At 62.6% G+C, this 12085-nt stretch carries 16 protein-coding genes; 5 read left to right on the top strand and 11 right to left on the bottom strand.

Translation table 11 applies throughout. The features are described 5' to 3' along the window. Positions 1-52 precede the first annotated feature (52 nt). The 3 genes from ACVJ5M_RS11935 to ACVJ5M_RS11945 all read right to left on the bottom strand — a co-directional run bounded on the left by ACVJ5M_RS11935 (position 53) and on the right by ACVJ5M_RS11945 (position 1446). Entirely contained in the window at positions 53-175 is a 123-nt protein-coding gene (locus ACVJ5M_RS11935) for a hypothetical protein (RefSeq protein WP_256376470.1), read from the bottom strand. Positions 176-225: 50 nt separating this feature from the next. Next, positions 226-474 (bottom strand): helix-turn-helix domain-containing protein, encoded by a 249-nt coding sequence (locus tag ACVJ5M_RS11940; RefSeq protein ID WP_063981480.1) that lies wholly within the window; start codon positions 472-474, stop codon positions 226-228. Between the two features lie 204 nt (positions 475-678). Continuing rightward, positions 679-1446, bottom strand: coding sequence for an SDR family NAD(P)-dependent oxidoreductase (locus ACVJ5M_RS11945; protein ID WP_063981481.1), 768 nt, complete (start codon positions 1444-1446; stop codon positions 679-681). Positions 1447-1557: 111 nt separating this feature from the next. Between ACVJ5M_RS11945 and ACVJ5M_RS11950 the strand changes: the two genes are divergently transcribed. Further along, positions 1558-2043 carry a hypothetical protein gene (locus ACVJ5M_RS11950; RefSeq protein ID WP_063981482.1) on the top strand — a complete coding sequence of 162 codons (486 nt, stop codon included), beginning with the start codon at positions 1558-1560 and terminating at the stop codon, positions 2041-2043. 107 nt (positions 2044-2150) lie between these two features. On the opposite strand, the gene ACVJ5M_RS11955 is transcribed toward ACVJ5M_RS11950, so the two are convergent. The 3 genes from ACVJ5M_RS11955 to ACVJ5M_RS11965 form a co-directional block, all read right to left on the bottom strand. Next, the gene (locus tag ACVJ5M_RS11955) at positions 2151-2402 is read right to left on the bottom strand and encodes a hypothetical protein (protein ID WP_063981483.1); all 252 of its coding nucleotides are present in this window, start codon (positions 2400-2402) and stop codon (positions 2151-2153) included. A gap of 241 nt (positions 2403-2643) precedes the next feature. After that, positions 2644-2907 (bottom strand): hypothetical protein, encoded by a 264-nt coding sequence (locus tag ACVJ5M_RS11960; RefSeq protein WP_063981484.1) that lies wholly within the window; start codon positions 2905-2907, stop codon positions 2644-2646. Between the two features lie 169 nt (positions 2908-3076). Next, positions 3077-3460: a RidA family protein gene (locus tag ACVJ5M_RS11965; RefSeq protein WP_038941868.1), complete on the bottom strand. Its 384-nt coding sequence runs from the start codon at positions 3458-3460 to the stop codon at positions 3077-3079. Between the two features lie 528 nt (positions 3461-3988). Here ACVJ5M_RS11965 and ACVJ5M_RS11970 point away from each other — a divergent pair. Beyond that, positions 3989-4423, top strand: a complete 435-nt coding sequence (locus ACVJ5M_RS11970) for a hypothetical protein (RefSeq protein WP_063981485.1) — start codon at positions 3989-3991, stop codon at positions 4421-4423. Between the two features lie 117 nt (positions 4424-4540). On the opposite strand, the gene ACVJ5M_RS11975 is transcribed toward ACVJ5M_RS11970, so the two are convergent. The 3 genes from ACVJ5M_RS11975 to ACVJ5M_RS11985 all read right to left on the bottom strand — a co-directional run bounded on the left by ACVJ5M_RS11975 (position 4541) and on the right by ACVJ5M_RS11985 (position 6489). Next, positions 4541-5242: a glutathione S-transferase family protein gene (locus ACVJ5M_RS11975; protein ID WP_063981486.1), complete on the bottom strand. Its 702-nt coding sequence runs from the start codon at positions 5240-5242 to the stop codon at positions 4541-4543. An 11-nt stretch (positions 5243-5253) separates the two neighbouring features. Then, complete coding sequence (locus ACVJ5M_RS11980) at positions 5254-5646, bottom strand: hypothetical protein (RefSeq protein WP_063981487.1); 393 nt, start codon at positions 5644-5646, stop codon at positions 5254-5256. Positions 5647-5838: 192 nt separating this feature from the next. Continuing rightward, on the bottom strand, positions 5839-6489 hold the full coding sequence (locus tag ACVJ5M_RS11985) for a glutathione S-transferase family protein (RefSeq protein ID WP_063981488.1): 651 nt from the start codon (positions 6487-6489) through the stop codon (positions 5839-5841). Between the two features lie 166 nt (positions 6490-6655). Here ACVJ5M_RS11985 and ACVJ5M_RS11990 point away from each other — a divergent pair, with 166 nt between their 5' ends. Both ACVJ5M_RS11990 and ACVJ5M_RS11995 read left to right on the top strand, forming a co-directional pair. Next, a complete protein-coding gene (locus tag ACVJ5M_RS11990; protein ID WP_063986137.1) occupies positions 6656-7093 on the top strand; it encodes a VOC family protein in 438 nt (145 codons plus the stop codon). A 190-nt stretch (positions 7094-7283) separates the two neighbouring features. Beyond that, the gene (locus ACVJ5M_RS11995) at positions 7284-8012 is read left to right on the top strand and encodes an SDR family oxidoreductase (protein WP_283017513.1); all 729 of its coding nucleotides are present in this window, start codon (positions 7284-7286) and stop codon (positions 8010-8012) included. A gap of 191 nt (positions 8013-8203) precedes the next feature. Here the strand turns inward: ACVJ5M_RS11995 and ACVJ5M_RS12000 are convergent, their stop codons facing one another. Beyond that, complete coding sequence (locus ACVJ5M_RS12000; protein ID WP_063981489.1) at positions 8204-8716, bottom strand: mismatch-specific DNA-glycosylase; 513 nt, start codon at positions 8714-8716, stop codon at positions 8204-8206. 71 nt (positions 8717-8787) lie between these two features. On the opposite strand from ACVJ5M_RS12000, the gene ACVJ5M_RS12005 reads away from it, so the two are divergent. Beyond that, entirely contained in the window at positions 8788-10023 is a 1236-nt protein-coding gene (locus tag ACVJ5M_RS12005) for a Swt1 family HEPN domain-containing protein (RefSeq protein WP_354095471.1), read from the top strand. Between the two features lie 84 nt (positions 10024-10107). Here the strand turns inward: ACVJ5M_RS12005 and thiC are convergent, their stop codons facing one another. Beyond that, positions 10108-12006 (bottom strand): phosphomethylpyrimidine synthase ThiC, encoded by a 1899-nt coding sequence (gene thiC / locus ACVJ5M_RS12010; protein ID WP_063981491.1) that lies wholly within the window; start codon positions 12004-12006, stop codon positions 10108-10110. Between the last annotated feature and the right edge of the window lie 79 nt (positions 12007-12085).

Genomic DNA, 12085 nt, shown 5'->3' on the forward strand with positions numbered 1-12085 from the left:
GGAAACTATTCTGCATTTCGACAGTCATCCTCGCGGCAGCGCTCGGCCTCGCTCATCTGCTGGTGCCCGATATCGTGCCGGGCGCGTTCGCCGAGGAGCCGCAGGCGGCATGGGCGGTCTTGACCGCCTTCATGCTCCGCGCCATCGAGATGATCGCGGCCGCGGTCGCGACCATCTCGCTTGCGGTTCTTGCCGGCGGAACGATCCAACTTGCGTGGTCGCGTGCTAGTCGTGATACGCGGGCACGTCGATGCCGGACGCCGCATAGATCCTGATCTTGTTGCGCAACGTGCGCACCGACAGGCCGAGCACGCGCGATGCGCGCGTGCGGTTGCCGTCGCAGCGTGCGAGCGTCTGGAGCACGAGCTCGCGCTCGACCTCGTCGACGGTCGCGCCGATCAACAGCGGAACGATTTGGTTAGGGGCAAGAAATTGCGCGCCCGGTTCGGACGCAGCGACATGAACAGTGGTCATCAACACACCTCCCGATCAACGCCCGCTTCCATCTTTGGAAGCGATCGAGAACCAACGGCCCCCTAGCCGTAGATCTACGGTGGGCGGGTTTGGTTAACGAGTGGTTAATCGCGGACGATCGCACCAATTGACCTTGGGATTGCCGCGAAGGTGCCGCGATTGGCACGGGATGCATAGCGATGCGGGCCGATTTTGCGCGCCCGCTCACACCGTCCGATACCCACCGTCCACCATCACGATCGTCCCCGTGACATAGGCCGACAGATCCGACGCCAGGAAGATCGCGGGGCCCACGATGTCCTCGGGCTTGCCGGTGCGCGCCAGCGGGGTGTGATCGACGAAGGCCTGCACCAGCGCCGGATTGGTCGCGCGCACGTTGGCGTTGATGTTGGTCTCGATGAAGCCCGGCCCGATCGCGTTGACGCGCACGCCTTCCTTGCCGAGCTCGGCCGCGAGCGCCTTGGTGAAGCCGAGCACGCCGTGCTTCGAGGTCGTATACGCCGCCGAGCTCGGTGTGCGCAGATGCACGAAGGACTGGATCGAGCCGATATTGACGATGCGGCCCTTGGCGGCCCGCAGCGGCGCGAGGAACGCCTGCGTCACGTTGAAGACGCCGTTGAGGTTGAGCGAGATGATGTCGTTCCAGTCCTTCGCCACCGTCTCCGTGTCCGCGGTGAAGGCGTTGCGGCGGGTGATGCCGGCATTGTTGACGAGGATCGAGACCCGCCCGACCTTGTCGGCGACCTGCCTGGCGAGCGCAAAGCAGTCGTCACGCTTCGTGACATCGAGCGCAAAGCTCTCGGCGTTGCCGCCGGCCTTGCGGATCTCCTGCGCGGCCTCCGCGACCGTGTCGGCGTTGACGTCGAGCAGCACCACTCGCGCGCCCTCGCGGGCGTAGCCGGCCGCGATCGCCCGGCCGATGCCGGATCCGGCGCCCGTGACGACGGCGACGTGGTTTGCGAGCAATGCCATGACAATTTCCTCCCGGATTCGTTTCGAAGTTTCATGAAAGGCTAACTCGAAATTAAGGGGTCGGAAACGGCCGCCTTGGCATACTGATCTTCATTGCTAAACGTTGCGCGCATGATGGGACGGCTTGAATCCTGGAAACTCGCTCTCGAACGCCTGCGGTCGGCGCAGCCGGCCGACTGGGCCGAGGCAGGCCGGCTCGTCGCCGAGATCGTGCGCATGAGCACGGATGCCACGCTGCGCCAGGCTGCCGAGCAGGCGCTTCCGGTGTTGCGCCAGGCCGTGGACAATGACGATCACAGCGTCACGCTGGCGGCCCAGCGCCGCGTCGGCGTGATCCTCGAGGTCGTCCATGATCTCACCGCGCCACGCTTCGGCCGCCGCAACGCCATGCCGAAGAAGCTCTCCAGCGAGGATCGTGCCCGCAGGATGCTCGGCCTGCCGCTCGCCGTGCAGCTCACCTGCGACGACATCAACCAGGCCTATCGCCGCGCCGCCAAGGGCAAGCATCCCGACCAAGGCGGAAGCGCGCAAGCCTTCATCGACCTCGCCGCCGCGCGCGACATCCTCATCCATCCCGGCGCGCACAAGGACGCGTGAGAGCGCGCTGTCGCTGCACCTCGCCGGTCCGCTCTGTGCAGGCCATAAAAAGAGCGGGCAAGAACGCGTCGCGCCCTTGCCCGCTCGTCGATCCGCCGATCGAAATCTTACCAGGTGCAGTGACCGCTCTTCAACGCGTGATCCTTCAGCACGAGTGCGTCGACGAAGGTCGGCACCGTCGTGCTGACGCGGGCGTAGTCGGAGGGCCACGGCGCGGTCGGGATGCTCTCGTCCCAGATCTGGCAGAAGCCGGTGTCCTGCCAGCGGATCAGGTGATAGCTGGCTTCGGCAGGGCTCGCGGCGACGAAGGCAGTGACGGCAAGACCCGCAGCAACGCACAGCACGGAAATACGACGCATGATCAGCTCCTCAAATGAAAGATGTGATGCACCTCCCGACAATGACGGGGAGGGATGGTGTGGGACGTTTTTGGGGATGCGCCCCGGACAAGTTGTGAGTAGCTCCGTCGGCTGATCAGGTTCAAAGCGTGCGCGCATGAAATGCGCCATTTGAGCCGGAAAAAACCAGCGCGCGCCCGCAAAGGAAAAGGGCGGGTCGCTCGCGCGGCCCGCCCTCAAGATCAAATTCGTCGCGTGACGCTCAGAGCGTGCAGCGGCGCTCCGAGCGCAGCTTGATCTGGAGATCCGAAGCCGCGGTGAAGGTCGGGACCGGCTTGCTGACGACCTTGTAGGTCGAAGCGCCCCACTGGAACGGCTTGTACTTCAGGTCCTCGTTCCAGACCTGGCAGATGCCGGTGTTGTCCCAGCGGATCACGTAATAGCCGGCTGCTGCTGCCGACGCCGGCACGGCAAACACGGAAGAGGCGATGCCGGCAACGGCACAGAGGGCGAGAACGCGACGCATGAAAAATCTCCTTGTGGGGATGTGTGACCCGAAAATCCGTGCGGTAAAAGCAGGTCCTTGGCAAGCCGAGGGGCCGCCGTTTCACGGATATGTCAGAGGGAGCCGTGCACTTGGTTCGGCCGAGTGCCTGGCAAGACACATGCGCCAAGACACATACGCTAAGCGTGGTTCACTTCGCCAGTGACGCCACCGCCTCGATCTCGATCAGCATTTTCGGGTCGGGCAGGGCCTGCACCACGCACGTGGTGCGCGCCGGATAGGGCGGCGGGCCGAACGCGCCGGCATAGAGTGCGTTCATCGCGGCGACGTCCGAGGCGCGCGTGAGCAGCACGTTGACCTTGACGAGATCGCGGACCGTCGCGCCGGCCTCGTCCAGCACGCGCTTGATGTTGACGGCGACGTTGGCGAACTGCGCCTCGAAACCGTCCGGCAGCGCGCCATTGCCGTCGAAGCCGGGAATGCCGGAGACGAACAGGAGATCGCCGACACGCGTGGCAAAGGACAGCGGCGGCGCCTTGACGTGCGGCGGGGGTGCGAAATGCTGGATCGACATGGGATCACCTCGGATGGAACGGTCGCGTCGTCCGCACGAGCGTAGCGACATGCGGGGGAGTTGCAATCGGCATTGGGGAAGGCGGGTAAAACAAAAACGCGAAAACAACCCCATGCACAGTAGAAATCGTGAGTGTTTCAAATTCGGTATAGCCGAACAATTCGCTTGCTCCGTCGGGCAAAACAGGGGCAGGATGGCATCATGGCGGTGGTGTCGGTAGGCGGTCCCAAACTCCGCCGTCATGCCTCGCGACCCGGCTACGCCAAGGCTTCGCCGGGGTCGAGGTTCAGGGGCGCCGAAGCTTTAGCGTAGGCGGCAGGCGGGGCATCCAGTACGCTGCGGCTTCTCCGCATCTCATTGCCGTCTCGGCGTACTGGATCGCCCGGTCGAGCCGGGCGATGACGGTTGAACGCGCTGCTGCATCTCGCGTCCCACATCGCTCCATCATGTTGCCGCCGCGATCCATCGGATACATTCGCTGCGTCTGATTCGAATCCTCCCTTGAAAAATAGCCCCCGGAGACGCCCCATGAAGCTCGCTACCACCTTCCGCGCCGCGCTGGTCGCCATTGCCGCTCTGGCCGGCCTTTCGACCTCGGCGCTGGCCGACGGCGGCACCGTGGTGCTGACGATCTACAAGGCGGGCTGGATCATCGGCGGTTCGGGCGGCTCGGGCGTGCTGAACTTCCGCGGCCGCTCCTATTCGCTCTCGACCGGCGGCCTCGACTACGGCCTCGTCTTCGGTGGCTCCAAGACCGTGCTGCGTGGCCGGGTCTCCAACATCAACCGCCCCTCCGACGTCTCCGGCGTCTATGGCGCGGCCGGTGCCGGCCTCGCCGTCGGCCGCGGCGCCCGCGCCATCGTGCTGACCAACCAGAAGGGCGCGGTGCTGGAGCTGTCGGGCTACCAGACCGGCCTGATGGCGAATGCGGATCTGAGCGGGCTCGCGATCACGATGCGGTAAAACAGGTACGTAGGGTGGGTTAGCCTTGCGGATGCGCGAAGCGCGTCCGCTGGGCGTAACCCACCTCTTTCGTCTCCGCTGTGACAGAAGTGGTGGGTTACGCTGCGCTAACCCACCCTACGAATTACGCCCGCTCACCGCCGCATGAATCCGCTCGCAATGCGCGACGAGATTGGCGTGCGCATCGACGAAGGCCTTCAGCGGCGTCGGGATCGGAAAATAAAAGATGTTGGCGATGAAGCCGTAGATGCCGGCGTCGATGCTGGTCGGCGCCGCGCCGTGGACGAAGCCTGCCGTAGGCACGATCTCGGCCAGCACTTGCAGATCGGCAAGCCCCCGCGCGTAAGCCTGCTCGGGCGTGTAGCGGCCGATGCCCTGGAAATAATAGCGCTGCGAATTATACGCCTTCGCCTTCTCCAGTCCCTCGGCATCGAGTTGCGGATGCTGCGCGATGAAGGCGTCGCGGAATGCCGGATAGAAGCGATCGTCCTTCCAGCGCGAATACGACATCACCCAGTAGAGATCGTCCAGCATGCGGGTGACGAGATGATTGGTCCGCCGTGCGTCCGGCGACAGCGCGGCATCGATGCTCAGACGATATTTGGCGATCGCATGCGCAATGATTGTCTCGCTGTCGCCGATGGTCTCGCCGTCGTCGACGACGTAAGGCAGCTGCCCGCGCGGCGCGGCAGAGGCATCGAAGAGATGCTCGTGCACGAACGGCTGGCCTGCGAGCTTCAGGAACGCGTAGACCTTGAGGCCGTAGCCGTTGTTGTCGGCGACGCCGAACAGTTCCGGGTAGGAATAGAGCGTCAGCATGGTTGTTCCCTTCAGCGCGATGGCACCTTGGCGTGTTGCTCCGTCGTGGCCGCTTGCGCGGCCTTGCTGGCGCGGATCATCAGGAACGCGCCGGAAGAGCCAGGCAGCTGCCAGCGCCCGTCGATTTCGGTCGCCTCGGCGTTCACCGTGCCTTCGTAATGGACCGTGTCGTAGCCGTGGCCGGGCGGCTCGTAGTGTTTGACGAACGAGACCGCGTTGCCGGAGCGCTGACCCGCGATCGAGGCGTTGTGGGTGCGGAGCGGGCATCGCGGGTTCGAGCAGGGCTCGGTCACGCTTCCGGTGAGCGCGCCGCCGGTTTCGACCAGAGTTGCGGTGAAGGTGACCATTCCGGTGCTCGGTTGAATGTAGCTGCCATCCCAGACGCCGGAGAGATCGTTGCTCATGCGGTGCCTTCCTGGGATGATGCGGGCCGGTTGATATCAGGCTCTTCCATCTCAAGTCGTATCGCCGGAGCGACGGGCTGGCAACAGTCCTTGCGCATTGTGCGCAGCGTCATTCGATCGGAGGACGCCCGGCGTCGCCCGTTCGACGTATGGGATCGGAGATGTACCGGTTCTCGGTGAGAGGCGCGGCCTCTATATGCCGATCGATGCGGCGGTGAACACCGCCAGCTGCCCATCGAACGCCCGCCGGAACGCAGGCCGCGCTTCGCCGCGGGCGACGTAGGCTGAGAGGTCGGGATATTCCTCCAGCAGGCGAGATGCGTTCAACCGGCGCAGCACCGTCACCATCATGAGATCGCCTGCGCTGAACGCGCCGTCGAGCCACTCGGCCCCGCCGAGGCGACGGGACAATTCGCCCAGGCGGACACGGACGCGATCCTTCAGGACCGGCAGCCGCTCCTCGTACCAGCCCTTGTCGCGCTCGAACAGCATCGTCATCCCGAACTCGACGATCGGCGGCTCCAGCGTGTTGAGCGCGGCAAACATCCATGCGATCGCGCGGCTCCTCGCATTCGCATCTTTTGGCAACAATCCAACGTGGCGCTCGGCGATATGGAGCACGATCGCGCCCGACTCGAACAGGACGAGATCACCGTCCTCATAGGTCGGAATCTGCCCGAACGGATGCAGCGCAAGATGGGCAGGGTCCTTCATCGCCGCGAACGACACGAGGCGGACGTCGTAGGGCAGGCCCACTTCCTCCAGCGCCCAGCGAACCCGCATATCGCGCGCCTGTCCCTTGCCGCGGTCGGGCGAGTTTTCAAAGGCTGTGATGGTGGGCATCTGGCGGCTCCGGGGTGATCGGCGTTGCATTCAAAGGACGAATGGTCGGCTCGGGTTCCGACAGGGGCGCCTTAAAAAGACCAGCGCCCGTGTCGGAACACCGTCCCGCCGCTCGTCCTTGGAGCGATGGTCGCGCGTCCGGTCCAAGACGAAAGGATACAACTTCATGACGTCAATCACGCCATTCCTCTGGTTCGCCAACAATGTCCCGGAAGCCGTCGCCTTCTACAAAGCGGTGTTCCCCAACGCTGAAGTCGAGACCGTCAGCGACTTCATGGCGGTGTTCGAACTCGAAGGCCAGCGCTTCCACGCGCTCAACGGCGGCCCGCAATACCGCTTCACCGAGGCGGTCTCGTTCTTCATCAGCGTGGAGACGCAAGCCGAGGTCGACTACTTCTGGAGCCGCCTCACCGCCGACGGCGGCGAGGAATCCCGCTGCGGCTGGCTCAAGGACAAATTTGGACTGTCCTGGCAGGTGATCCCGTCGGCGCTCGGCCGCTACCTCGGCGATCCCGACCGTACCAGAGCGAACCGCGTCATGCAGGCGATGATGGAGATGCGGAAGATCGTCATCGCGGACCTCGATAGGGCGAATGCGGGGTGAGGGGCTGACGGTGTCGTAGGGTGGGCAAAGGCGTGCTCTTCGCGCGCCGTGCCCACCGTTCGTCCGGATTTGTGGAGAGATGGTGGGCATGGCGCAAGAGCGCCTTTGCCCACCCTACGAAGCCAGCGATCCGCATCGCCAATTCGTCTTGTATCGCTATACTGCCGACCATCAGCAGGATGGTGCCCCCATGGGAAACGAATTGGAAGGCAAGGTTGCTGCCGTGACCGGAGCCGCGTCGGGCATCGGGTTGGCGAGCACTGAAGCAATGCTGGCCGCGGGCGCGCGCGTGGTGATGGTCGACCGCGACGAGGCCGCGCTGAAGGCGCTCGGCAACAAGCATGGCGACGCCGTGATCCCGCTGGTCGTCGACCTCCTGGATCCCAAGGACTGCGCATCGTTGCTGCCGCGCGTCCTGGAGAAGGCAGGCCAGCTCGACATCCTGCATGCGAATGCAGGCACCTATGTCGGTGGCGATCTGGTCGATGCCGACAATATGGCCATCGACCGGATGCTGAACCTGAATGTCAACGTCGTGATGAAGAACGTGCACGACGTGCTGCCGCACATGATCGCGCGCGGGAGCGGCGACATCATCGTCACGAGTTCGCTGGCGGCGCATTTTCCGACGCCCTGGGAGCCGGTCTATGCGTCGTCCAAATGGGCGATCAACTGCTTCGTCCAGACGGTGCGGCGCCAGGTCTTCAAGCACGGCATTCGCGTCGGCTCGATCTCGCCCGGCCCGGTCGTCACCTCACTGCTCGCGGACTGGCCGCCCGAGAAGCTGCAGGAAGCCAGGGACTCGGGCAGCCTGCTGGAGGCCAGTGACGTGGCCGAAGTCGTGATGTTCATGCTGACGCGGCCGCGCGGCATGACCATTCGCGACGTGGTCATGCTGCCCACCAATTTCGATCTTTAGTGTGTAGGATGGGTAGAGCGCAGGCAACGGTGTCGTCCCGGCGAAGGCCGGGACCCATACCGCGGAATCTATCGGTTACGGCCGGTAGAAGTACCGAACCACGAGTCTTCGCCAAACCGTGGCCTGTGGTTATGGGTCCCGGCCTTCGCCGGGACGGACGGCTGAGTTTGGAGCGCCAGCGCCAATCCACACTACGCTGCGATCCAGGCAGCGAGCTCGCGCCACGGCTCCAGCGTCCAATGCCCTGACGCGGCACCGGACGGCGAGGGCAGCACGAAAACCTCCGGCAAACCTGCATCGCGCGGCTGACGCCCCAGCGCGATCCCGCTCGACGGCCTGCCGTAAAACAGGCTCGCCGCCTTCTTGCTCGTGAACGCAATCGCGCGCGGCCGATACTTTTCGATCTTGGCCCTGAACCCCGGCACGTCGATCGTTTCAGTCGCGATTTGGTAATCCATCCCGGTGCCCGACTTGGAGAGATCGGTGAAGCCGATCCCAAGCTCGATCAGCGCAGCGAACTCGCCCGGCTGATAGCGTCGCGGCGTGATGCCGGCCTCATGGATCGCGCGCCAGAAGCGGTTGCCGGGATGAGCGTAGTAGTGCCCGACCTCGGCCGAGCGCGTAGAGGCGGCGGTGCCGACGAAGACGAGAAGGAGGTTGGGACGGAGAAGGTCGGGGAGGCGGTGGGGAGCGACTTCAGGCAAACCGCGGGTCCATCTGTGATTGTGGCAAACCGTAGCAAAACTGATAGATGTAAGAGTTGAAAGAAGCACGAATGGACTTTAAGCGCCTTACCGATCGTACAAGCGCTTTGCGCTGCAAGAAGGGGGATGCCATGGACTGGAAGTCGGCAAAGGGAAAGGAAGGAGGATCCGTCGAGATACCGAAGCGCTGGCTTCTTCTGCACTACTACGAGGCCTTGAATATCTTGTTCAGGATGGAAAACGCATTGCGCGTTTTTGTCTACGTCGTTTTGAAGAATCGATACGGAGAGAAGTGGACAGAAACTGCCTTGCAAACTGTTGATGAAGAGCAATCAACAATCGCCGCCGTCGCGAGCAAGCGCGTGGCGCAGGCTAAGGGGTACGGCTATCTCGGCTATGAAGTGAGCTCTCCCTTGATGTATCTCAATAGTGGAGAGTTAACACGAATCATCACGTCGGACACCTATTGGGATCTGTTCAAGCCTCATTTCCGAGGAAAGCGGGAGATCATAAAGACAAAACTTGATGAGATTGGCACTGTACGAAATTCACTGGCGCACTTTAGGCCGGTCAAACATGACGACATCGAATTGATCAAGCAGAATGTAAATCACGTATTTGTTGGTATTGAACAATATCTAGTCGAGATGACGCAGGCAGATAGAGTGGTTCCTACGAACACTGAGGCCGAGTGGTACAGAAATCTATCTTCGATTGGATCAAGTACCTGCAAGGTGCGGCTGTTTCAGGATAGATCGGACCGCTGGATTCGGGTCGAGGTCGATTATGCTTCTGCTATCCTGCAAACTTCTAACGGCGTTCAATTCCGCAGTTTTCAGGTGACGAATCTAACTTCTCCCCAGATTGTCGAGAGCTTTCCAAAGCTGTTCGCTTTCGTGACGTTTATGACTGAGTACGTTCCGCATGTTCGAATGTCGGCGGATATAGTGCCTAGATTTGGGAAGCAGGTCTCGCTGATTTTCAGTAAAGCGATTCTCGTTGCCGCCCACGCTGAGGTGGGCAATCTCCTGAAGGAATTGTTGACAAAGATCGATACCGAAACTGAGCTGATTCAGCAGGACAACTTGGCGCGAGGGCATGTTGTCGACTCCGTTAGCGCCTGGTCGTTTGTTCAGAACGATGTATGGAGTACCAGCACGACGAACATGAAAAATGAGTTCAGGAATAGTGATCCTCCAGAGTACTGGGGTGACATGAGTTCGTATCGTGGCGACTTTATTGCTGGGGCGACAAAATATCCGTGGATGCCATCTGACATCTCAAGTGAGGAGGATTTCGTCTTTTGAGGTGGCTCGAAGGGGACGAAAAGAAGGCCGGGCTTTCGCTCGGCCTTCTGACGACAACAAAGCATATTCTCGGGTTCTTGCAGTCTAGAGCACCCGATTGCTCTCCTTCACCTTCTCCGCATCGAGATACACGCTGCTGCCCATCTCCTTGAACTTCGCGCTCATCTTGGCCATGCCGTCTTCGGCAGTGCCCTGCATCGACATGCCGATCGAATTCGGATCGTTCAGCGTCGCCGCATAATCCCGCACATCCTGGGTGATCTTCATCGAGCAGAATTTCGGCCCGCACATCGAGCAGAAATGGGCGACCTTGTGGGCTTCCTTCGGCAGGGTCTCGTCGTGGAAGTTCTTGGCGGTATCAGGATCGAGGCCGAGGTTGAACTGGTCGCTCCAGCGGAAGTCGAAACGGGCGCGGGAGAGGGCGTCGTCGCGGAGCTGGGCGGCCGGGTGGCCCTTGGCGAGATCGCTGGCGTGGGCGGCGATCTTGTAGGTGATGACGCCCACCTTGACGTCGTTACGATCGGGCAGCCCGAGATGCTCTTTCGGCGTGACGTAGCACAGCATGGCGCAGCCGAACCAGCCGATCATGGCGGCGCCGATGCCCGAGGTGATGTGGTCGTAGCCCGGCGCGATGTCGGTGGTCAGGGGCCCGAGCGTGTAGAACGGGGCTTCGCCGCACTCCTTGAGCTGCTTGTCCATGTTGATCTTGATCTTGTGCATCGGCACGTGGCCGGGGCCTTCGATCATGACCTGGCAGCCCTTGTCCCACGCGATTTTAGTCAGCTCGCCGAGCGTTTCGAGTTCGGCAAACTGTGCGCGGTCGTTGGCGTCCGCGATCGAGCCGGGACGCAGGCCGTCGCCGAGCGAGAACGAGACGTCATACTTGCGCATGAGGTCGCAGATCTCGTCGAAATGCGTATAGAGGAAGCTCTCCTTGTGATGCGCCAGGCACCACTTCGCCATGATCGAGCCGCCGCGGCTGACGATGCCGGTGACGCGGTTGGCGGTGAGGTGGATGTAGGACAGGCGCACGCCGGCGTGGATGGTGAAGTAGTCGACGCCCTGCTCGCACTGCTCGATCAGCGTGTCCTTGTAGAGCTCCCAGGTCAGCTTGACCGGATCGCCTTCGCACTTCTCCAGCGCCTGGTAAATCGGCACGGTGCCGATCGGGATCGGTGCGTTGCGCAGAATCCATTCCCGGGTGGTGTGGATGTTGCGGCCGGTGGAGAGGTCCATCACGGTGTCGGCGCCCCAGCGGATCGCCCACACCATCTTGTCGACTTCCTCTTCCACCGACGACGTCACGGCGGAGTTGCCGATATTGGCGTTGATCTTGGTGAGGAAGTTGCGGCCGATGATCATCGGCTCCAACTCAGCGTGGTTGATGTTGCAGGGGATGATGGCGCGGCCGCGCGCGATCTCGCTGCGGACGAATTCCGGGGTGATGAAGGCAGGGACTTCGGCGCCAAAGCTTTCGCCGTCGGCCAGCGCGGCCTCCGCGCGATCGAGCTGTTTTTTGCGGCCGAGGTTTTCGCGCTCGGCGACGTAGATCATTTCCTTGGTGATGATGCCGGCGCGGGCGAATTCGAGCTGGGTGATCTTGTGGCCGTCGAGGCCGCGCAGCGGCTTGTGGTGCGCGGTGAAGGCCTTTGCGGCATGCGAGGCGCCGACGTTGCCATTGTCCTCCGGCTTGATATCGCGGCCCTGATACTCCTCGACGCCGCCTCGCTCCTTGACCCAGGCGAGACGGTTGCGCGACAGGCCGGCGTTGACGTCGATGGTGACGGTCGGGTCGGTGTAGGGGCCCGAGGTGTCATAGACCGGCAGGTTCGGCTCGCCGGCACCTTCGGAGAGGATGATCTCGCGCAGCGGCACGCGGATGTCGGGCGCAGCGTCCGGAGACGCGAAGATTTTTCGCGACGAGGGCAGCGGGCCGGTGGTGACGGCGGGGACGGTCTTTTCGGGGTTGGAGCGGATGTTCATGGGATCCTCCGGTTTAATTCTGTTGTGCGTGCGTTTGAGCGACGGCGGTGAATTCTTGCTCCGTCATTGCGAGGAGCCC

This window comes from Bradyrhizobium sp. S3.7.6, assembly GCF_054061875.1.